This window comes from Pseudomonas sp. AP42, assembly GCF_001728935.1.
Lineage (GTDB): Bacteria > Pseudomonadota > Gammaproteobacteria > Pseudomonadales > Pseudomonadaceae > Aquipseudomonas > Aquipseudomonas lactis.
Window position 1 is genome coordinate 1 of sequence record NZ_LYSO01000111.1, and the last position, 20,256, is coordinate 20,256.

The following is a 20,256-nucleotide window of genomic DNA, read 5'->3' on the forward strand; positions in this document are numbered from 1 at the left end:
CTCACAAAGTTGTGTAGATACCTATGGCCATCGCAGGCAAGCCAGCTCCCACAGTTCTAGCCTTTGAGGGCCTTGAGCTTGGCCAACACCCCTTCCGCCGTCTGCTCACCCATCAACTGCTCACGCACCTTGCCCTTATCGTCGATGATGTAGGTCACCGGCAAAGCCTCGCTGCGCGGAATCTCGAAAATCCCGTCCGGGTTCTGGGCCAGCACCGTGAACTTGATCCCCAGCTTGTCGCTGGCGGCCTTCAGTTCCTCACCCTGCACATTGTCGAAGTTGACGCCGAACACCCCGACATTCTGGCCTTTCAACTGTTCTGCCAGGGCATTGAGCTCGGGGATTTCCGTGCGGCACGGGCCACACCATTCGGCCCAGTAGTTGACCACCAACCACTGTTTGTCCAAGCGTTCGGCCGCCACTTTCTGGCCATATTGGTCAACGCCGTAATCGTTACCGCAGCCGCTGAGCAGCAGGGTTGTGATGATCGCCAATGCACCGATCAGTCGCCTTGTCATGGGGTATTCCTTCGCAAAAATGAACGTTGGCTGCGGCCTATCGCCTCTTACGGTTTAAGGACAGGCACCAGCGCAGGTAGAATACCCGCCACCTTACGCAAGATGCGACCCGCACATGACCGATCTGACGCTTTATCACAACCCGCGCTGCTCGAAATCGCGCGGTGCGCTGGAACTGCTGGAAGCCCACGGCCTCACCCCGACCGTCGTGCGCTACCTGGAAACCCCGCTGAATGCCGCGCAAATCAAGGCCCTGCTCAAAAAGCTGGGCATCAGCGCACGCCAACTGCTGCGCACCGGTGAAGACGAATACAAAACCCTGAACCTGGCCGATACCAGCGTGAACGAAGCACAGTTGATCGCCGCCATCGCCGCCCATCCCAAGCTGATGGAACGCCCGATCCTGGAAACCGCCGATAAAGCCATCATCGGCCGCCCGCCCGAGAACGTGCTGGAGATTCTGCCGTGAGTACGCCCTATGTGCTGGTGTTGTATTACAGCCGCAACGGCTCGGTGAGCGAGATGGCCCGGCAGATTGCCCGGGGTATCGAGCAAGGCGGAATGGAGGCGCGGTTACGCACGGTGCCGGCGATTTCCACCGAGTGCGAAGCGGTGGCACCAAGCATTCCCGACGAAGGCGCGCTGTATGCCAGCCTGGATGACCTGAAGCACTGCTCGGGCTTGGCCCTGGGCAGCCCGACCCGGTTCGGCAACATGGCCGCGCCGCTCAAGTACTTCCTCGATGGCACCAGCAACCTGTGGCTTACCGGCGCGTTGGTGGGCAAGCCAGCCGGCGTGTTCACCTCCACCGCCAGCCTGCATGGCGGCCAGGAAACCACGCTGATGTCGATGCTGCTGCCGCTGCTGCACCACGGCATGCTGATCACCGGCCTGCCCTACAGCGAACAGGCCCTGCTCGACACCCAGGGCGGCGGCACGCCATATGGCGCCAGCCACCATTCCGGGCCAGATGGCAAGCGGATGCTCGACCAACATGAAATCACCCTGTGCCGGGCCCTGGGCCTGCGCCTGGCCAAGACCGCCACGCTGCTGGAGAACGGCCGTGGCCAGGAAGCCTAAGGTCCTGCCGCCACGGGAGTGGCTGGAGCCACGGGTCAAGGTGGCACGCGCGCTGAGCCTGCTGGCGTTTTTGGGCCTGGTGGGCTTGTTGTGCGTGTACTACCTGTTGGTCGCCGACCTGCATGGGGCGCGCCCGTGGGTCATCCTGCTGATCGAACTGGTGCCGTTGCTGATACTTGCGCCAGGCATGCTGATGGGCAGCGCACGCGGGCATTCGTGGATGTGTTTTGTGGTGAACCTGTATTTCATCAAGGGCGCGCTGGCGGCGTATGACCCGAACCGCCAGTGGTTCGGTGTGCTGGAGATGCTCGCGAGCCTGGCGGTGTTTTGCACGGCGTTGCTGTATGTGCGTTGGCGGCATCAACTGAACCGGCGACTGGCCGAAGCCCCGGGCGCCTGAAAGTCAGCCTTCGCGAGCAAGCCCGCACAGGTGGAATGCGTTCCCCTGTGGGAGCGGGCTTGCTCGCGAAGGCATCACCGCGGTTTCAATGGTTGACGGTATAGGCCAACATCATCGACAGCTGACACATCGGCCGCCCACTCTCGGCATGCCACTGGTTGAAGGCACCCTGCACCGTCGCCAAATCGCGCAGGCTGGTCGGGGCCTTGTCGACGATCTTCTGCGCATTCAGCGCCGCCACCACGTCATCGCTCGGCACGAAAGTGTCCTTGCCAACCATGCGCAGAAATCGCGGCGCCGACAGCCCACCCAGCTGGTGGCCGTGCTTGCTCAGGTACTTCCACAGCCCGACGATATCAGTCACCGGCCAATCGGCGATAAACGCGCCGAAGCTGCCTTTTTCCTGTTCGATATCCAGGATCATCTGCGCATTGCGCGGCACACTCTTGAGCTTGCCCAGGTGACGGATGATGCGGGTGTCTTGCATCAGCCGTTCCAGGTGCTCGGCGCCCATCAGCACGACTTTTTCCGGATCGAAGCCAAAGAACACCTGCTCGAACGCCGGCCATTTGGCATCGACCACGCTGTGCTTCAAACCGGCGCGGAACACTCGCAGCGCCAAGGTCGACAGGTAACGGTCATCGGTGATCTTGCGCAATTGCGCCGGGGTCTTGGGCACCGGCAGATGGGCTTCCAGCTTGGCCGCCGAACCGAAACGGTTCAGACAATATTCGTGCAGCCACTTGTAATCGCGCATGCCCTCTCCTGTCAGTCGAATTGAAAACGGCGCCCGCAAGCGCCGTGTACTAGAGCCTTGGGAAGACTCAGAGGTTCACTACATTGACGAAACGCGATGCGGCGGTCTCATCGATTTTCAGGCTGGTGAAGTCGAACAGGTTGCGGTCGGCCAACTGCGACGGGATCACGTTTTGCAGGCTGCGGAAGATACTTTCGGTACGCCCTGGGGTCTTGCGCTCCCATTCCAACAGCATCTCCTTGACCACCTGGCGCTGCAGGTTTTCCTGGGAGCCGCACAGGTTGCACGGGATGATCGGGAATTGCTTGAAGTCGGAGTAAGCCTGGATGTCCTTCTCGTTGCAATACGCCAGCGGGCGGATCACCACGTTGCGCCCATCATCGGCGCGCAGCTTGGGCGGCATGGCCTTGAGCGAGCCGTTGAAGAACATATTGAGGAAGAAGGTCTCGACGATGTCATCGCGGTGATGACCCAGGGCCATCTTGGTCGCGCCGATCTCATCGGCAAAGGTATAGAGCGTGCCACGGCGCAGGCGCGAGCACAGCGAGCAGGTGGTCTTGCCTTCCGGAATCAGCTCCTTGACCACCGAGTAGGTGTCTTTCTCGACGATGTGGTATTCCACGCCCAGTTCTTTCAGGTAGGCCGGCAGCACATGCTCAGGGAAACCGGGTTGCTTCTGGTCCATGTTGACCGCCACGATCTCGAACTTGATCGGTGCGACCTTTTGCAGGTGCAACAACACGTCGAGCATGGTGTAGCTGTCTTTGCCGCCCGAGAGGCAGACCATGACCTTGTCGCCGTCCTCGATCATATTGAAATCGGCGACTGCTTCACCGGCCAGGCGACGCAGGCGTTTTTGCAGTTTGTTCTGGTTGACTGTAAGAGTGCCCATGGCGCTTGGATCCGCAGAGGTGTGTGACGAAAAGCCGGGTATTTTAGCTATATGAGCGGCCAAGTTCCAATGTGGGAGTTGGGCTTGTGTGGGAGCGGGCTTGCTCGCGAAAGCGGTGGATCAGTCACCTGACATATCGACTGATCCACCGCTTTCGCGAGCAAGCCCGCTCCCACCTAAAACGCTTTCACAGTAAATCAAGTTGCCAGACCCTAACGCGATTAAGCCCACTTTTTACAGCGCAATTTGCTCTAAAGGCCCTACGGTTATTCCGGTCATCCCTTCCTATACTGCGACTTGAGGTCGCACATTCTATCCAGACCTTTGAGGCCATTTGGCCCGTGGGCGCTCCGATGGGGGGCGATGGTAATAACGACAGGAGTGACTGGCATGATCCATCACGTCGTGGGGCTGTTTACCCATCCCGACCAGGAATGGCGGGAAATCCGTGGCGATAAAGAAGAAAGCATCGGCCACATGTACCTCACTCATACCCTGATTCTCGCGGCGATTCCCGCCATTTCCGCCTTTATTGGCACCACCCAGGTCGGCTGGGTTATCGGCAACCGCGCTCCGGTGATGCTGACCCAGGAAAGCGCGCTGTGGATGACCCTCATGTCTTACGCGGCCATGCTGTGCGGCGTGGCGGTGATGGGCGCGTTCATTCACTGGATGGCTCGCACCTACGACGCCAGCCCAAGCATGGCCCGCTGCGTGGCGTTTGCCACCTACACCGCCACGCCCTTGTTTATCGGCGGGCTGGCGGCGCTCTACCCGCATATGTGGCTGGGCATGGTGGTGGGCACGGCGGCGATCTGCTACACGGTGTACCTGTTGTATGTAGGGCTGCCGACCTTCATGAGTATCGACCCGGATGAAGGCTTCCTGTTTTCCAGTTCGGTACTGGCCGTCGGCCTGGTGGTGCTGGTGGCGATCATGGCCTTTACCGTGATCGTCTGGGGCCTGGGCGTCGGGCCGATCTACACCAGTTGACCGAAAAAAAAAGCAGGCAAGGCCACCGCAAGGTGGCTTTGTGCGTTATGCATGACCATTCGGCGCCTGACAGATTCGGAAACCCCCTGCTTTGCGGCATACTGGGCGTCTCTGGAGATATGTACAGCATGCCCGAGCAACTCAATACCCGCGTCGAAGATTGTTTCCTGCAAGCCGAATCCTTTTTCAAACGAAGCTTCAAACGCCCCCAGGTCAGCCTCAAGCTGCGGGGCCAGAAAGCCGGTGTCGCGCATTTGCACGAGAACCTGCTGCGCTTCAACCCTCAGTTGTACCGTGAAAACAGCCAACACTTTCTCAAGCAGACCGTGGCCCACGAAGTGGCGCACCTGATTGCCCACCAGTTGTTTGGCGAGCGCATCCAGCCCCATGGCGAGGAATGGCAGCTGATCATGCGCGGGGTTTACGAACTGCCGCCCGACCGTTGCCACACCTACGAGGTCAAGCGCCGGCAGGTGACTCGCTATATTTACCGCTGCCCGTGTGCGGACAGTGACTTTCCGTTTTCACCGCAGCGCCATGGGCTGGTGAACCAGGGGCGGCGGTATTTGTGTCGGCGGTGTCGGCAGACTCTGGTGTTTACCGGGGAAACTCGGGTGGAATGAGGGCCTCATCGCAGGCAAGCCAGCTCCCACATTTGGATCTGTGAACGCAATCAAAATGTGGGAGCTGGCTTGCCTGCGAAAGCGCCCTTTCAGTCAACCCACAACCTTGGCCTGGCGCAATTGCTCTATCCGCTCAACACCGAACCCCAACGCCACCAACACCTCATCACTGTGCGCCCCCACCGCCACCCCAATATGCCTGGGCGCTGGTAACCCCTCGGAGAACTTCAGCGGGCAGGCCAATTGCGCTTGTGTCGAGCCATCCCCCCGGGGCACCTGGCTGACCAGCTCCCGCGCCTTCAACTGTGGATGCTCCACCGCCTCACTCAGACTCAACACCGGCTCCACACAGGCATCCACCCCGGCAAACAACTCACATAACTGGTCAAAACTGCGCTTTTCAAACTCTACCTGCAGCGCCTGTTTGAGCACGGCCTGGCGTTCGGGCGTCACGCTGTGTGCCGCCAGTTCCGGCCGCCCCAATGCCTCGCACAGCTGCTGCATAAACCCCGGTTCCAGACTGCCCACCGACATCCAGCGCCCATCGCGTGTGCGGTAGTAGTCGTAGAAACTCCCGCCATTGAGCACATGGTTCTCCCACCCAGGCTCGACCCCGCAAGCCAGGTAACCGGCCCCAGCCATGGCGTTCAGGCTGAACGAGCAATCGGTCATGCTCACATCCAGGTATTGCCCCACCCCGCTTTGCTGCCTGGCAATCACCGCCGCCAGCAAGCCGACCACGGCGTGCAGCGAACCGCCCGCCACATCCGCCAGTTGTACGCCGAGCGGTAATGGGCCGGTGTCCTGGCGCCCGGTATGGCTGGCCACGCCGGCCAGCGCCAGGTAGTTGATATCGTGCCCGGCGCGGTCCTTATAGGGGCCGGTCTGGCCGTAGCCGGTGATCGACACGTAGATCAGCCGCGGGTTGATCGCCTTCAGCGCCTCATAGCCCAGGCCCAGGCGCTCCATGACGCCGGGGCGGAACTGTTCGAGCAGGATGTCATAGCCCTTGACCAACTCACGCACGATCTCGATCGCCTCGGCCTGCTTGAGGTCCAGGGCCAGGCTGCGCTTGTTGCGATTGAGGTAGGCGTGGCTGGCCGAGGTGCCACGATCATGGGGCGGCAACGCACGCAACAGGTCCATCCGCGTGGGCGATTCGATGCGCAGCACCTCGGCGCCCATGTCCGCCAGCATCAAGGAGGCAAATGGGCCGGGCAGCAAGGTGGAAAAATCCAACACTTTGAGGGACGCCAAGGGACCTGACATAGAGACTCCAGTTGGGTTGCGAATACCCACAGACTAGGCAGCCGGGCGCCTGCCGGCAATCGTCAGAACAATCAACCACAGTGACCGTTTTGATCACGGCGGGCTTTTTCGCGGCGGCGGCTTTATCATTAGCCGACGTTTGTTGGCAGAGTCTTCCATGAAGTTCGCGATTGCACTGTATAGCGCCGCCCACGCGCCCTCTTCGCGCCGCGCCCTGTTGTTCGCGCAGGCAGCGCTGGCCGGCGGGCATGAGATTGTGCGGCTGTTTTTCTACCAGGACGGCGTGTACAGCGCGTCCAACAACATTGTCGCGCCCCAGGATGAGCAAGACACTGCGCGCCAATGGCGCGAGTTTGTCAGCCAGCACCAGCTCGACGGCGTGGTGTGCATCGCCGCTGCTCTGCGCCGGGGTGTGCTGAATGCCGAGGAAGCTGCGCGCTATCAACGCAGCGCGGTCAACCTGGAAGCCCCCTGGGCGTTGTCGGGCCTGGGCCAATTGCATGACGCGATCCAGGACGCCGACCGACTGATCTGTTTTGGAGGGCCGTAACATGTCCAAATCCTTGCTGGTGATCAGCCGCCAGGCCCCGTGGTCCGGGCCGAGTGCGCGGGAAGCGCTGGATATCGTGCTGGCCGGTGGCGCGTTCGATCTGCCCATTGGCCTGCTGTTTCTGGATGACGGTGTGTTCCAACTGGCGCCGAACCAAGCCGCCAAAGCCGTGCAACAGAAAGACCTGAGTGCCAATCTGCAGGCTCTGGGCTTGTTCGGCATTGACGACGTGTTCGCGTGCAGCCATAGCCTGTCCGCACGCGGGTTGCCGCCGCCTGCCCACGCGCAGGCGCTCGACAGCCAAGCCATTTCCCAGCTGATTGACCGTTACGACCAGGTGATTACCCTCTGATGTCGACTCTACATGTGGTGTCTCATTCCCCGTTTACTGACAGCCGCCTCGACAGTTGCCTGCGCCTCTGTGGGGCCGAGGACGCAATCCTGCTGTGTGGTGACGGTGCCTACGGCCTGCACACGCCCGCCCTGCAAACCAAAGGCGTGAAGGTGTTTGTGCTGGCCGAAGACATGCAGGCGCGCAACCTGCCGCTGCCCGACTGGGCTGACAGCGTCGATTACCCAGGCTTCGTGCAACTGTCCATCGACTACGACAAGGTCAACACCTGGCTATGAACACCCTGACCGTCGGCGCACGCACCCTGGAACTGGACAAGGACGGCTACCTTGTCGACCTCAACGACTGGTCCGATGAAGTGGCCAATGCCCTGGCCGCTGCCGAAGCCCTGGAGCTGACCCCGGATCACTGGGAAATCCTCACCCTGCTGCGCCAGTTCTACACCGAATTCCAGCTGTCTCCCGCCACGCGCCCGCTGATCAAGTACACCGCCTTGAAGCTGGGCCCGGAAAAGGGCAACAGCCTGCACCTCAACAAACTGTTCAACGGCACTCCCGCCAAACTCGCCGCCAAGCTGGCGGGCCTGCCCAGGCCGACGAATTGCTTATGACCGACTTTGCCCCCCTGACTCTCGTAACACCCCAAGAGCATCCCTTTGCGCAGTTCGTGCGCATCCTCGGCAAAGGCAAGCGCGGCGCGCGCAACCTCACCCGTGAGGAAGCGCGGGAGGCCATGGGCATGCTGCTCGACGAAAAGGTCGAGGACACCCAGCTCGGCGCCTTCCTGATGCTGCTGCGCCACAAGGAAGAAAGCCCGGAAGAACTCGCCGGTTTCACCGAAGCGGTCCGTGAGCGCCTGCACGCACCTGCGTTGAACGTGGATATCGACTGGCCAACCTACGCCGGCAAAAAGCGCCACCTGCCGTGGTTCCTGCTGGCAGCCAAATGCCTGGCACAGAACGGCGTGCGCATCCTGATGCACGGCGGCGGCGCCCACACCGCGGGGCGCTTGTACACCGAACAATTGCTGGACAGCTTGAACATCCCGCTGTGCCGCGATTGGCAACAGGTCGAGAGCGCCTTTGCCCACGGCAACCTGGCGTTTATCCCGCTGGGTGATTGGGCGCCACAGTTGCAACGCATGATCGACCTGCGTAACACCCTGGGCCTGCGTTCGCCTATCCATTCCTTGGCGCGCCTGCTCAACCCACTGAATGCGCGCTGTGGCCTGCAAAGCATTTTCCACCCCGGTTACCAGGGCGTGCATCGTGATGCCAGCGGCCTGCTGGGTGACAACGTGATTGTGGTCAAGGGCGACGGCGGTGAGATCGAGATCAACCCCGACACCCTCAGTCACTTGTATGGCACCACTGGCGGCCAGAGCTGGGACGAAGAGTGGCCCGCCCTCTCCGACCAGCGACACGTCAAGCCGGCAACGCTTGAGCCCGAGCACCTCAAAGCGCTGTGGCGCGGCGACGTTGAAGACAGCTACCCGCAACTGGCGTTGATCGCCACCATGGCGTTGGCCCTGCGCGGCCTTGGCCACCCACGGCAACAGGCGTTCGAATTGGCTCAGCAGTACTGGGACGCACGGGATAAATCGATTTAATCGATCATTCAAGCCGGTTCTTTGCGCTTTTAGTTCGAACTCATCCCTTTAGACTGGGCTCCAACGCTTATCAGCCAAGGAGCCAGTCATGGGTTTATTGATCGAAGGACAGTGGAAGGACCAGTGGTACGAAAGTAGCGCAGACGGCGCTTTCCAACGGGAACAGGCACAACGCCGCAACTGGGTGACCGCCGATGGCGCGCCAGGCCCGAGCGGCGAAGGCGGCTTCAAGGCCGAGGCCGGTCGCTATCACCTCTATGTGTCCCTTGCCTGCCCGTGGGCGCACCGCACCTTGATCCTGCGCAAGCTCAAAGGCCTGGAAAGCCTGATCGACGTCTCGGTGGTCAGCTGGCTGATGCTGGAAAACGGCTGGACCTTCGACAAGGCCCACGGCTCCAGCGGCGACAACCTCGACGGTTTCAACTTCATGCACCAACGCTACACCGCCGATACCGCCGACTACACCGGGCGCGTCACCGTGCCGGTGCTGTGGGACAAACAGCTCAAGCGCATCGTCAGCAATGAATCGGCGGAGATCATCCGCATGTTCAACAGCGCGTTCAATGAACTGACCGGCAACACCCTGGATTTCTACCCCCAAGCCCTGCGCCCGACCATCGACGCCCTCAACGAACGCATATACCCCGCCGTGAACAACGGTGTGTACCGCGCAGGCTTCGCCACCTCACAACAGGCGTATGAAAGCGCGTTTGATGATGTGTTTGCCGAGCTGGATCATTTGGAACAGCACCTGGGCAGCCATCGTTATTTGGCCGGTGAGTACCTGACCGAAGCCGATGTGCGGCTGTTCACCACGCTGATTCGTTTTGATGCGGTGTATTACAGCCACTTCAAATGCAACCTGCGGCGGATTGCCGACTATGCGAACTTGTCGAACTGGCTAAGGGAGATGTATCAGTGGCCAGGGGTGGCCGAGACGGTGGATTTCGAGCATATCAAGGGGCATTACTATGCCAGCCATCGCACGATCAACCCGACGGGAATTGTGCCGAAGGGGCCGTTGCAGGGGTTTGATACCGAGCATGATCGCCATGCATTGCACGGCAAAGGTGTATGGAGCTGACATAAACCGCCTGTAGGAGCGAGCTTGCTCGCGAAGAACGCCAACGATAACGCAGCGCTATCAGGTAGCCCTTGGCGTCTTTGAGTTTTTCGCGAGCAAGCTCGCTCCTACAGTGGGTCAGTCGTTCAGACTTGGGACTGGGCGCCCTCGAACCACTTGAGCTTCTCACGCAGTACCACCACCTCACCCACGATCACCAATGTCGGCGCATGCACTTCATGCTCCGCCACCATGCGCGGCAAGTCGGCCAGGGTGCCGGTGAACACGCGCTGGTTGGACGTGGTGCCCTGCTGGATCAGCGCTGCTGGGGTATCTGCGGCACGCCCGTGTTTGATCAACTGCTCGCAAATGATCGGCAAGCCAATCAGGCCCATGTAGAACACCAGGGTCTGCGACGGCCCGACCAAGTCCTGCCAGGGCAAGTCCGAGGTATTGTTCTTCAGGTGGCCGGTGATGAAGCGCACCGATTGGGCATAGTCGCGATGCGTCAGCGGAATCCCGGCATAAGCCGCGCAACCACTGGCTGCGGTGATGCCCGGCACCACCTGGAACGGGATGCCGTGGGCCGCCAATTCTTCGATCTCTTCGCCACCACGACCAAAGATGAACGGGTCGCCACCTTTAAGGCGCAGCACGCGCTTGCCTTGCTTGGCCAGGTCGACCAGTTGCTGGTTGATCTGGTCCTGAGGCACCGCGTGATCGGCACGACGCTTGCCGACGTACACGCGCTCGGCATCCCGACGGCACAGTTCCAAAATCGCCGGCGCCACCAAACGGTCGTACAGCACTACGTCGGCTTGCTGCATCAGGCGCAATGCACGGAAGGTCAGCAAATCCGGGTCACCTGGGCCCGCGCCCACCAAGTACACCTCACCGGGCGCATAAGGCGGCGCGCCATTGACCTTTTCGATCAACAGGCGCTCGGCCTCCTCACCCTGCCCGGCCAACTGGCGGTCGGCAATCGGGCCCTGGAACACTTCTTCCCAGAACGCCCGGCGTTGCTGCACATCCGGGTACAAACCTTTGACCTGAGCCCGAAAACGCGCGGCCAGCCCAGCCAATTGCCCGTAGGTGGAGGGAATCCAGGTTTCCAGCTTGGCACGAATCAGGCGTGCCAGTACCGGCGCGTCACCGCCGCTGGAGACGGCAATCACCAAGGGTGAACGGTCGACAATCGCCGGGAAGATCACGCTGCACAACGCTGGCGCGTCCACCACATTGACCGGCACGCAGCGACGCTTGGCATCACTGGACACCTGCGCATTCAGTGGCTCATCGTCGGTGGCCGCGATAATCAGGGTGCAGCCGTCCAGGTCGGCCTCCTGATAACCGCGCAACATCAGTTCCCCGCCACTGCCCAGTACCAGCTCACGCAACTGGCTTTCGATCTGGGGAGCAACCACCCGCAACACCGCGCCGGCGTCGGCCAGCAGTCGGGATTTGCGCAAGGCAATCTCCCCACCACCGACGACCAACACACGACTGCCGCGCAGGTTATGAAACAGCGGCAGAAATTCCATTTAGCGGATGACCTCAACGCCCGCCATGTACGGCTTGAGCACCTCAGGTACACGGATCGAACCGTCGGCCTGCTGGTAGTTTTCCAGCACGGCCACCAGGGTACGGCCTACGGCCAGGCCCGAACCGTTGAGGGTGTGCACCAGCTCCGGCTTGCCGGTTTCCGGGTTGCGGAAACGCGCCTGCATGCGACGGGCCTGGAAGTCACCGCAGTTGGAGCACGACGAAATCTCGCGGTATTTGTCCTGGCTCGGCACCCACACTTCCAGGTCGTAGGTTTTCACGGCGCTGAAGCCCATGTCGCCCGTGCACAGGGCCAGTACGCGGTAAGGCAGCTCCAGCAGCTGCAGCACGCGCTCGGCGTTGGCAGTCAGGCCTTCCAGGGCGTCCATGGAGGTCGACGGCTCTACTACCTGCACCATCTCAACCTTGTCGAACTGATGCTGGCGGATCATGCCACGGGTATCGCGCCCCGACGCGCCGGCTTCGCTACGGAAGCACGGGCTGTGGGCAACCAGCTTCAACGGCAGTTGCTTGGCGTCGAGGATTTCGCCGGCGACGATATTGGTCAGCGACACTTCGGCCGTCGGGATCAGGTACAGGTCGGCTTCGCCGTCGCGGCTGATCTTGAACAGGTCTTCTTCGAATTTCGGCAGTTGGCTGGTGCCCATCAACGCCGGCGCCTGAACCAGGTACGGGGTGTAGGCTTCTTCGTAACCGTGTTCGCCGGTGTGCAGGTTGATCATGAACTGCGCCAGGGCACGGTGCATGCGCGCAATCGGGCCGCGCAGCAAGGCAAAGCGTGCGCCGGACATTTTTGCTGCGGTTTCAAAGTCCAGGCCACCGGTCAATTCGCCCAGGGCGACGTGGTCCTTGATCTCGAAATCGAAGGTTTTCGGCGTGCCCCAGCGGCGCACTTCGACGTTGCCGTCTTCGTCTTCGCCGACCGGCACGGATTCGTGGGGCAGGTTCGGAATGCCCAGCAGGATCGAGTCCAATTGGGTCTGAATGCCTTCCAGCTCGATTTTGCCGTCGGACAGCTCAGTGCCCATGCGCTCGACATCCGCCATCAACGGCGCGATGTCTTCGCCGCGCTGCTTGGCCTGGCCGATGGACTTGGAGCGCGCATTACGTTCAGCCTGCAGTGCTTCGGTGCGGGTCTGGACGGTCTTGCGCTGTTCTTCCAGCGCTTCGATGCGCGCAACATCCAAGGCAAAGCCACGGGATGCCAGGCGGTCCGCTACGTCCTGAAGGTTGCTACGTAACAGTTTGGAATCGAGCATGTCGGTCTCTCGTTATCAAAGTTTGGTCAAGGACAGGCCAGCCCAGGTGGCGAGCAGCCCGCCGAATACGCTGATGGCCGCATAGCCAATCGCCAGCGGCACTTGCCCGCTTTCCAGCAGGCGCACGGTATCCAGTGAAAAGGATGAAAAAGTCGTCAGGCCGCCAAGAAAGCCAACCATCAGGCCGGCACGTACCTCGACAGGCACTTCCGGGCGTAGCAAAAACAGGCCGTATAACACGCCGATCAACAGGCAGCCCACGATATTAACGGCGAGCGTCGCCGTATAGAAGTGTTTCGGCCAATTGGCGTTGATCCAATTGCCGGTAGCAAAGCGCAGCAGTGTACCGGCGATACCTCCCGCCGAAACCGCGACCACCAAAGGAATCATGATTTTCTCCGCTGCCGGGGGCTCAGACGGTCGAGGGTGGCCAGGTGGTTGAGCTTCTCACCGATCTTCAGCTCCAGGCCACGGGGCACCGGCTGATAGAACGGCTGCGGCGCCAGCTCATCCGGGAAGTAGTCTTCGCCGGCCGCGTAGGCGTCCGGCTCATCGTGGGCATAACGGTATTCGTCGCCATACCCCAGTTGCTTCATCAGCTTGGTCGGCGCGTTGCGCAGGTGCAGCGGCACTTCGAGGGAGCCGTGCTCGGCGGCCGCACGCAGGGCCGACTTGAAGCCCATGTACACCGCGTTGCTTTTGGGCGCGCAGGCCAGGTAAGTGATGGCCTGGGCCACCGCCAACTCGCCTTCCGGGCTGCCGAGGCGCTCCTGCACCTCCCAGGCCGCCAGGCACAGGCTCAGGGCGCGTGGGTCGGCATTGCCGATGTCTTCGCTGGCCATGCGCACCACACGGCGCGCCAGGTACAGCGGGTCGCAACCGCCGTCGATCATGCGCGCAAACCAATACAGCGCGCCGTCAGGGTTGGAACCTCGTACGGATTTGTGCAGCGCGGAAATCTGGTCGTAGAAGGCTTCGCCGCCCTTGTCGAAACGCCGGCGCGTGTCACCCAGCAGGCTTTGCAACAGATCGACACCAATCTCGCCGCCGTCTTCGGCCAGGTCGGAGGCGTTCTCCAGCAGGTTGAGAAAGCGCCGCCCGTCGCCATCAGCGGCGGTCAGTAAAATCTTGAAGCCTTCATCGCTGAGGCTCAGTTGACGCTTGCCCAGGCCCTTGTCTTCGCTCAAGGCGCGGTGCAGCAACTTGTGCATCGCCGCTTCATCCAGGCTCTTGAGCACATAGACCCGCGCCCGTGACAGCAACGCGTTGTTCAATTCAAAGGATGGGTTTTCGGTGGTGGCGCCGATAAAGATCAGCGTACCGTCCTCGACATAAGGCAGGAACGCATCCTGCTGCGACTTGTTGAAGCGATGCACTTCGTCGACGAACAGGATAGTGCGCTTGCCGTATTGCCCGGCCTGCTGCTTGGCGACTTCCACCGCCTGGCGGATCTCCTTCACCCCGGCAAGCACCGCCGAGACCGTTTCAAAGTGCGCGTCCGAGACTTTCGCCAGCAACCGCGCCAGGGTGGTCTTGCCCACGCCCGGCGGGCCCCAGAAAATCATCGAATGCAGCGCACCCTGCTCCAGGGCTTCGCGCAGGGGCTTGCCGCGAGCGAGCAGGTGTTCCTGACCGACGTACTCATCCAGGTTGGTCGAACGCAAGCGCGCGGCCAGTGGCTGGGCAATCGGGTCACTTCGAAACAGATCCATGGGCAGCGTTTGAAACCTCTGGGCAGTTTATTCCTGGATCACGTCGGCACCCTTGGGGATGTCGAACTTGAACTTGGACGCGGGCACCGGCTGGTTGGCCTTGACCCCGGAGAACAGGATATCGGTGCGCTGGCCGACGCTGTCGACCAGGCGCATGTTGTTGATCACGCCGTTGCCGAACGACAGCGACAGCGTGTCAAACAGCGTGTCCTTGGATTTCGGCTTGAGGGTGAACTCGATGACGTTGCTGGTCTGCTTGGAGGTGATGTCGAAGCTGTCGTTGATTTTCGACACATCACCCGACAACAGCAGCGCCGGGGTCTGGTTTAGGCGTGGATCGAGCTTCTTGATGGTGGCCTGTTCCAGGTCCGGGTCCCACAGCGTGACTTTCTTACCGTCGGAAACGATGGTCTGCTCCGCCTTGCCTTCGGTATGCCAGTAGAACAGCCCTGGGCGCTGCACGGCCATTTCACCGGCGGTTTCCTGCAACTGGGTGCCGCCGGCATCCAGGGTCAGCTGGGAGAAGCGCGCGGTGAGGGTCTGGGATTTGTCCAACAGGTTCTTCAAGCTGGCGACGGAGGCCGGGTCAGCGTGAGCCGAAACAGCGGTCAGGGCCAGGGCCGGCAACAACAGCATGCGGATAAAGCGCATGGGAGTCCTCATTGAGTAGTCAGGGCACGCCGCGTGTTGCCACGCGGCGCGGAATCAGTCGCGCATCTGCCCGGGGGCGATGACTTCACGCGAGCCATTGGTGTTCATTGCGGTCACGACGCCAGCCATTTCCATGGCTTCGATCATGCGGGCGGCGCGGTTGTAGCCGATTTTCAGCTTGCGCTGCACTGCCGAAATCGAGGCGCGGCGGCTTTCCAGTACGAAAGCCACGGCTTCGTCGTAGAGCGCGTCGGTTTCAGCATCATCGTCGCCACCGCTGCTGCCACCGTCGAAGCCGCTGCCGGCCTCTTCCACGCCAGCGAGAATGTCGTCGTTATATTCTGGCGCCCCGCGCAGTTTCCAGGCTTCAACCACACGGTGCACTTCATCATCGGAAACAAAGGCGCCATGAACGCGAATCGGCAGGCTGGTGCCCGGCGGCATGTAAAGCATGTCACCGTGGCCCAGCAGTTGCTCGGCGCCACCCTGGTCGATGATGGTACGCGAGTCGATCTTGCTGGAGACCTGGAACGCCATGCGCGTCGGGATGTTGGCCTTGATCAGGCCGGTGATCACGTCCACCGACGGCCGCTGGGTCGCGAGGATCAAGTGGATACCCGCCGCCCGCGCCTTCTGGGCGATACGGGCGATCAGCTCTTCAACCTTCTTGCCGACGATCATCATCATGTCAGCAAATTCATCGACCACCACCACGATGGTCGGCAGCTTGGTCAGCAGTGGTGCTTCATCGTGAATGCTTTCGCGCTTGTACAGCGGGTCGGTCAGCGGTGTGCCGGCGTCCTGGGCTTCCTTGACCTTGGCATTGAAGCCCGACAGGTTACGCACGCCCATCTTCGCCATCAGCTTGTAGCGGCGCTCCATCTCGGCAACGCTCCAGCGCAGGGCGTTGGCGGCGTCCTTCATGTCGGTGACCACCGGGCACAGCAGGTGCGGGATGCCTTCGTAGATCGACAGTTCCAACATCTTCGGGTCGATCATGATCAGCTTGGCGTCATCCGGCCCGGACTTGAACAGGATCGACAGGATCATGGCGTTCACACCCACCGACTTACCGGAACCGGTGGTACCGGCTACCAGCAGGTGCGGCATTTTCGCCAGGTCGGTAATCACCGGCTTGCCGCCGATGTCATGGCCGAGCGCCAGGGTGACCGGCGATTTGAAGTTGTCGTATTCCGGGGTCGACAGCACTTCGGAGAAGCGCACGATCTGGCGGTCTTCGTTGGGGATCTCGATACCCACGGTGGTCTTGCCCGGGATCACTTCCACCACGCGCACGCTGGTGACGGCCAGGGAACGCGCCAAGTCTTTGGCCAGGTTGGAAATGCGGCTGACTTTTACCCCGGCGGCCGGCTGGATTTCGTAACGGGTAATCACCGGGCCCGGATGGATCGAGTCCACCGACACTTCGACGCCGAATTCCTTGAGCTTGATTTCCAGCAGGTGGCCGACGGCCGCCAGGGATTCGGGGGAATAGTTGAGTTGTTTCTTTTCGGCCGGGTCCAGAATCGAGATCGGCGGCAAGGTGCCTTCGACGGCGCTGTCGATGAACAGCGGTGCCTGTTTCTCTTTTTGCACGCGATGGCTGGGCTCCGGCGCCTTGGGCGGAGCCGGGGCGATCACCGGCGGCACCTGCTTTTCACGGTCCGACATGTGCTTGCTCAGGGCCTGCTCGCGTTCGATCAAGCGCTCCTTGACCTTGGCTTGCTCGCGTCGATCCGGCGTGCTTGGGGCCACTACCTCGTTGACACGGGTGTCCACTTCACGCAGCTGCGCCACCATTTGCTTGCGCTCGACACGGGCGGCCCACCAGCGGTTGGCGGCGCCCTGGAACAACTCGAACAGGTCGAGGGTGATCTTGCCGGTCACGTCCATCACCTTGAACCATGACAGGTCGGTGAATACCGTGAGGCCGAACAGGAACAGCGCGATGAACATCAGGGTGCTGCCCTGGATATTCAGGGTCCTGCGCGCCAGGTCGCCAAGGCTTTCGCCCAGGGCCCCGCCCGCGCCCGCCGGCAGGCCGGTAGGGGCATGGAAGTGAATATGCGCCAGCGCCGCGCCCGACAGCACGAGGAACACCAGGCCGATCAGGCGCCAGGAAAACAGCCAGCCGCTCCACTGCCACGGCTCGTGACGCTGGCGGAAGATCTGCCAGGTCTTGATCGCCAGCAACAGCGGGAAAATGTAGGCGAAGTAACCCAGGATCATGAACAGGATATCGGCGCTGTAGGAACCCACCGGGCCGCCGAAATTCTGCACATCATCGATCTTGCTGTTATGGCTCCAGCCCGGATCGTCCTTGCCATAGGTGAGCAAGGCCATCATCAGGAACAGGCACAGCGCACCGATGGCAATCAGTGCGCCTTCCTTGAGTCGGTAATGCAGGTGCTGGCGCCAGGCCGGTACGACTGCTGCTTTAGGTGCTGCGGCGGATTTCTTCAAAACGGGTCTATTCCTGCGCCTTTAGCGCGTCCATCTGTTGAATGACTACACACGACTGCTCTATCCGGAGCAGCTGAAAAATGAACGAATGTTGCTGAATCTACTTTTAACACCCGGTGACGGATAGGTGAAATGGCGATAACGCCACAATGGCCGCATTGTACGGGTTTGCGTGCGCGATGCCACACACTTGCCGCTCACCTGACTGCAGGCACAATTTGAGCATGCATTGCCTTTGCTGACAAAGGCTTATGAGCTGTATTTAGCAATCCAGGCAAGCTTGGCAAAGGGCCGGCATGCGCCAGACCCGATTACGACCACACCCTGTGTGCAGAGTTGCAGAAACACCCGCTTATGCTAATCCTGTCCAATAGCCTATTCGGGCTGGCCCCATGGCGCCGGGTCGTCAATAATCAACGCTTGCGGCGCAGGCGAATGACCTGCCACTCCCCTCCCCTTCCGTAAGCCTGGATGCCATGCTGACCTGGTTACAACGCGACACCCTGACATTCCCTCCCTTGGCCAAGGCCATGCGCGAACCCAACGGCCTGCTCGCCGCCGGTGGCGACCTGTCGGCCGAACGATTGATCCAGGCCTACCGCCATGGCTGCTTCCCCTGGTTCTCCGAAGGCCAGCCTATCCTCTGGTGGTCACCCGACCCGCGCACGGTGATTTTCCCCGACGAGCTGCATGTTTCCCGCAGCCTGGGCAAATTACTGCGCCAGCAGCGCTATACCGTGACCTTCGACCAGGATTTCGCCGCCGTCATCCAAGCCTGCGCGGCGCCCCGCGCCTACGCCGATGGCACCTGGATCACCGAAGGCATCCAGCAGGCCTACCTGGAGCTGCACCAACGCGGCTATGCGCACTCCGTCGAGGTCTGGGACCAGGGCGAACTGGTGGGCGGCCTGTACGGCCTGGCGATGGGCCAGTTGTTTTTTGGCGAGTCCATGTTCAGCCGCGCCGACAACGCCTCCAAATTCGGTTTCGCCACGCTGACCCGGCAACTGCAAGCCTGGGGGTTTGTGCTGATCGACTGCCAGATGCCCAACGATCACCTGCACAGCCTGGGTGCCCGCGGCATACCGCGCAGCGCCTTCGCTGAAATCCTGCACAAACATCTGGACCAACCCAACGCTGGGCCGTGGGTTTCCTAGGCGACTTTCGCGCACGTGGCTTACACTTATTTCAAAGCTTATCCCGAGGGTTGATCATGACCGAGCTGGCGCGCTTGAAGTTCTATGCCACTCAAGCCCACTCATGCAGCTATCTGCCCGACGAGCAGGCCACCACGCTGTTCCTCGATCCCAGCCAGCCCATGGACGTGCACGTGTATGCCGACCTGTCCGAGATGGGCTTTCGGCGCAGCGGCGACCACCTGTACCGCCCCCATTGCCAGAACTGTAATGCCTGCGTGCCTGCGCGCATCCCGGTGGCGCAGTTTTCGCCCGACCGTAACCAGAAACGCATTCTCAAGCGCAACGCCGACTTGACCGTACACGCCACTAAACCCCAATACAGCGAAGAATATTTCGATCTCTACCAACGTTATATCGAACAGCGACACGCCGACGGCGATATGTTTCCGCCCAGCCGCGACCAGTTTTCCACGTTCCTGGTGCGTGACCTGCCCTTCTCGCGCTTCTACGAGTTCCGCCTCGACGGCCGCCTGCTGGCCGTGGCGGTCACCGACCTGCTGCCCAACGGCCTCTCGGCGGTGTACACCTTCTATGAACCGACCGAAGAACGCCGCAGCCTCGGGCGCTTCGCCATCCTGTGGCAAATAGGCGAAGCGCTGCGCCTGGAACTGGAAGCGGTGTACCTCGGATACTGGATCAAGAACTGCAAAAAGATGAACTACAAGACCCAATATCGGCCCATTGAGCTGCTGATTAATCAAAGATGGGTCACGCTTAACTAGAACCCCTTGGCTTGAACACCCTTTTTCGGGCACAATGCACGCCGCTTTTGCCTGGCGCAGTTGCACCGGGCCATTCACTGGATACCGAGGGCTTTACTGCATGTCGAAAGAAGACAGCTTCGAAATGGAAGGCACTGTCGTCGACACCCTGCCCAACACCATGTTTCGTGTGGAGTTGGAAAATGGGCACGTCGTAACCGCGCATATCTCCGGCAAGATGCGCAAGAACTACATTCGTATTCTTACCGGTGACAAAGTGCGCGTCGAGCTGACGCCCTATGACTTGAGCAAAGGGCGCATCACTTACCGCGCTCGCTAAGCAAGTCAATACAAAACGCCCGGTTATGCCGGGCGTTTTTGTGTGCGCAGGATTTAACAGTCACCACTTGACTCTGTGGGAGCGGGCTTGCCTGCGATGGCCGCCTGACAGCCGGCCCATATCAATCTGACACCCCACGACCCAACTGTGGGAGCGGGCTTGCTCGCGAAGGCGGCCTGGCAGTCAACACAGTTGGATGGTGTACATATCCATTGCTGCGGTAACGGCCGCTTAGGGTTCCGCCCTGACGGCGGCTCACTTTT

At 61.1% G+C, this 20,256-nt stretch carries 24 protein-coding genes; 14 read left to right on the forward strand and 10 right to left on the reverse strand.

The features are described 5' to 3' along the window. Window positions 1-56: 56 nt before the first annotated feature. Window positions 57-518, reverse strand: coding sequence for a TlpA disulfide reductase family protein (locus tag A7K61_RS25550; RefSeq protein ID WP_003192057.1), 462 nt, complete (start codon window positions 516-518; stop codon window positions 57-59). 115 nt (window positions 519-633) lie between these two features. Between A7K61_RS25550 and arsC the strand changes: the two genes are divergently transcribed. From arsC to A7K61_RS25565, 3 genes are read left to right on the forward strand one after another with little or no spacing between them, the layout of a single operon-like run. After that, window positions 634-987: an arsenate reductase (glutaredoxin) gene (gene arsC / locus A7K61_RS25555; protein ID WP_069558618.1), complete on the forward strand. Its 354-nt coding sequence runs from the start codon at window positions 634-636 to the stop codon at window positions 985-987. Continuing rightward, window positions 984-1,598 (forward strand): NAD(P)H:quinone oxidoreductase, encoded by a 615-nt coding sequence (gene wrbA / locus A7K61_RS25560; protein WP_003192060.1) that lies wholly within the window; start codon window positions 984-986, stop codon window positions 1,596-1,598. Before arsC ends, wrbA begins: the two co-directional genes overlap by 4 nt. Beyond that, window positions 1,582-1,998, forward strand: a complete 417-nt coding sequence (locus A7K61_RS25565; protein WP_044274584.1) for a DUF2069 domain-containing protein — start codon at window positions 1,582-1,584, stop codon at window positions 1,996-1,998. Before wrbA ends, A7K61_RS25565 begins: the two co-directional genes overlap by 17 nt. Window positions 1,999-2,083: 85 nt before the next feature. On the opposite strand, the gene A7K61_RS25570 is transcribed toward A7K61_RS25565, so the two are convergent. Together A7K61_RS25570 and ttcA are read right to left on the reverse strand one after the other, a co-directional pair. Continuing rightward, on the reverse strand, window positions 2,084-2,755 hold the full coding sequence (locus A7K61_RS25570; RefSeq protein WP_034127867.1) for a DNA-3-methyladenine glycosylase I: 672 nt from the start codon (window positions 2,753-2,755) through the stop codon (window positions 2,084-2,086). A 67-nt stretch (window positions 2,756-2,822) separates the two neighbouring features. Continuing rightward, a complete protein-coding gene (ttcA, locus tag A7K61_RS25575; protein WP_069558619.1) occupies window positions 2,823-3,647 on the reverse strand; it encodes a tRNA 2-thiocytidine(32) synthetase TtcA in 825 nt (274 codons plus the stop codon). A 390-nt stretch (window positions 3,648-4,037) separates the two neighbouring features. Here ttcA and A7K61_RS25580 point away from each other — a divergent pair, with 390 nt between their 5' ends. Together A7K61_RS25580 and A7K61_RS25585 are read left to right on the forward strand one after the other, a co-directional pair. Beyond that, on the forward strand, window positions 4,038-4,640 hold the full coding sequence (locus A7K61_RS25580; protein ID WP_003192065.1) for a Yip1 family protein: 603 nt from the start codon (window positions 4,038-4,040) through the stop codon (window positions 4,638-4,640). Between the two features lie 128 nt (window positions 4,641-4,768). After that, window positions 4,769-5,263, forward strand: a complete 495-nt coding sequence (locus A7K61_RS25585; RefSeq protein WP_003192067.1) for a SprT family zinc-dependent metalloprotease — start codon at window positions 4,769-4,771, stop codon at window positions 5,261-5,263. A gap of 93 nt (window positions 5,264-5,356) precedes the next feature. Here A7K61_RS25585 and A7K61_RS25590 read toward each other — a convergent pair whose 3' ends face one another. After that, the gene (locus A7K61_RS25590) at window positions 5,357-6,532 is read right to left on the reverse strand and encodes a CaiB/BaiF CoA-transferase family protein (RefSeq protein WP_069558620.1); all 1,176 of its coding nucleotides are present in this window, start codon (window positions 6,530-6,532) and stop codon (window positions 5,357-5,359) included. Window positions 6,533-6,689: 157 nt separating this feature from the next. Here A7K61_RS25590 and tusD point away from each other — a divergent pair, with 157 nt between their 5' ends. The 6 genes from tusD (at window position 6,690) to A7K61_RS25620 (ending at window position 10,126) form a co-directional block, all read left to right on the forward strand. Further along, window positions 6,690-7,082 carry a sulfurtransferase complex subunit TusD gene (gene tusD, locus A7K61_RS25595; protein ID WP_032896695.1) on the forward strand — a complete coding sequence of 131 codons (393 nt, stop codon included), beginning with the start codon at window positions 6,690-6,692 and terminating at the stop codon, window positions 7,080-7,082. Window position 7,083: 1 nt separating this feature from the next. Then, window positions 7,084-7,434 (forward strand): sulfurtransferase complex subunit TusC, encoded by a 351-nt coding sequence (gene tusC / locus A7K61_RS25600; protein ID WP_047711144.1) that lies wholly within the window; start codon window positions 7,084-7,086, stop codon window positions 7,432-7,434. Further along, a complete protein-coding gene (gene tusB, locus A7K61_RS25605; RefSeq protein WP_044274586.1) occupies window positions 7,434-7,712 on the forward strand; it encodes a sulfurtransferase complex subunit TusB in 279 nt (92 codons plus the stop codon). Before tusC ends, tusB begins: the two co-directional genes overlap by 1 nt. Continuing rightward, on the forward strand, window positions 7,709-8,044 hold the full coding sequence (locus A7K61_RS25610) for a TusE/DsrC/DsvC family sulfur relay protein (RefSeq protein WP_069558621.1): 336 nt from the start codon (window positions 7,709-7,711) through the stop codon (window positions 8,042-8,044). Before tusB ends, A7K61_RS25610 begins: the two co-directional genes overlap by 4 nt. Then, window positions 8,041-9,042, forward strand: a complete 1,002-nt coding sequence (locus A7K61_RS25615; RefSeq protein WP_069558622.1) for a glycosyl transferase family protein — start codon at window positions 8,041-8,043, stop codon at window positions 9,040-9,042. Before A7K61_RS25610 ends, A7K61_RS25615 begins: the two co-directional genes overlap by 4 nt. A gap of 88 nt (window positions 9,043-9,130) precedes the next feature. Next, the gene (locus tag A7K61_RS25620; protein ID WP_069558623.1) at window positions 9,131-10,126 is read left to right on the forward strand and encodes a glutathione S-transferase family protein; all 996 of its coding nucleotides are present in this window, start codon (window positions 9,131-9,133) and stop codon (window positions 10,124-10,126) included. A 125-nt stretch (window positions 10,127-10,251) separates the two neighbouring features. Here A7K61_RS25620 and cysG read toward each other — a convergent pair whose 3' ends face one another. The 6 genes from cysG to ftsK are packed head-to-tail and all read right to left on the reverse strand — an operon-like array spanning window position 10,252 to window position 17,753. Further along, the gene (gene cysG, locus A7K61_RS25625; protein ID WP_003192077.1) at window positions 10,252-11,646 is read right to left on the reverse strand and encodes a siroheme synthase CysG; all 1,395 of its coding nucleotides are present in this window, start codon (window positions 11,644-11,646) and stop codon (window positions 10,252-10,254) included. After that, the gene (gene serS, locus A7K61_RS25630) at window positions 11,647-12,927 is read right to left on the reverse strand and encodes a serine--tRNA ligase (protein ID WP_047711147.1); all 1,281 of its coding nucleotides are present in this window, start codon (window positions 12,925-12,927) and stop codon (window positions 11,647-11,649) included. It abuts the gene before it with no gap. A gap of 15 nt (window positions 12,928-12,942) precedes the next feature. Next, on the reverse strand, window positions 12,943-13,317 hold the full coding sequence (crcB, locus tag A7K61_RS25635; protein WP_003192080.1) for a fluoride efflux transporter CrcB: 375 nt from the start codon (window positions 13,315-13,317) through the stop codon (window positions 12,943-12,945). Then, on the reverse strand, window positions 13,314-14,639 hold the full coding sequence (locus tag A7K61_RS25640) for a replication-associated recombination protein A (protein WP_044274590.1): 1,326 nt from the start codon (window positions 14,637-14,639) through the stop codon (window positions 13,314-13,316). Before A7K61_RS25640 ends, crcB begins: the two co-directional genes overlap by 4 nt. 27 nt (window positions 14,640-14,666) lie before the next feature. Next, entirely contained in the window at window positions 14,667-15,290 is a 624-nt protein-coding gene (gene lolA, locus A7K61_RS25645) for an outer membrane lipoprotein chaperone LolA (protein ID WP_032896679.1), read from the reverse strand. A 54-nt stretch (window positions 15,291-15,344) separates the two neighbouring features. Continuing rightward, on the reverse strand, window positions 15,345-17,753 hold the full coding sequence (gene ftsK, locus A7K61_RS25650) for a DNA translocase FtsK (protein WP_003192084.1): 2,409 nt from the start codon (window positions 17,751-17,753) through the stop codon (window positions 15,345-15,347). Between the two features lie 476 nt (window positions 17,754-18,229). On the opposite strand from ftsK, the gene aat reads away from it, so the two are divergent. The 3 genes from aat (at window position 18,230) to infA (ending at window position 19,993) form a co-directional block, all read left to right on the forward strand. Beyond that, the gene (gene aat, locus A7K61_RS25655) at window positions 18,230-18,910 is read left to right on the forward strand and encodes a leucyl/phenylalanyl-tRNA--protein transferase (RefSeq protein WP_069558624.1); all 681 of its coding nucleotides are present in this window, start codon (window positions 18,230-18,232) and stop codon (window positions 18,908-18,910) included. A 56-nt stretch (window positions 18,911-18,966) separates the two neighbouring features. After that, on the forward strand, window positions 18,967-19,674 hold the full coding sequence (locus A7K61_RS25660; protein WP_044274593.1) for an arginyltransferase: 708 nt from the start codon (window positions 18,967-18,969) through the stop codon (window positions 19,672-19,674). 100 nt (window positions 19,675-19,774) lie between these two features. Next, a complete protein-coding gene (infA, locus tag A7K61_RS25665) occupies window positions 19,775-19,993 on the forward strand; it encodes a translation initiation factor IF-1 (RefSeq protein ID WP_002553999.1) in 219 nt (72 codons plus the stop codon). Window positions 19,994-20,256: the final 263 nt, after the last annotated feature.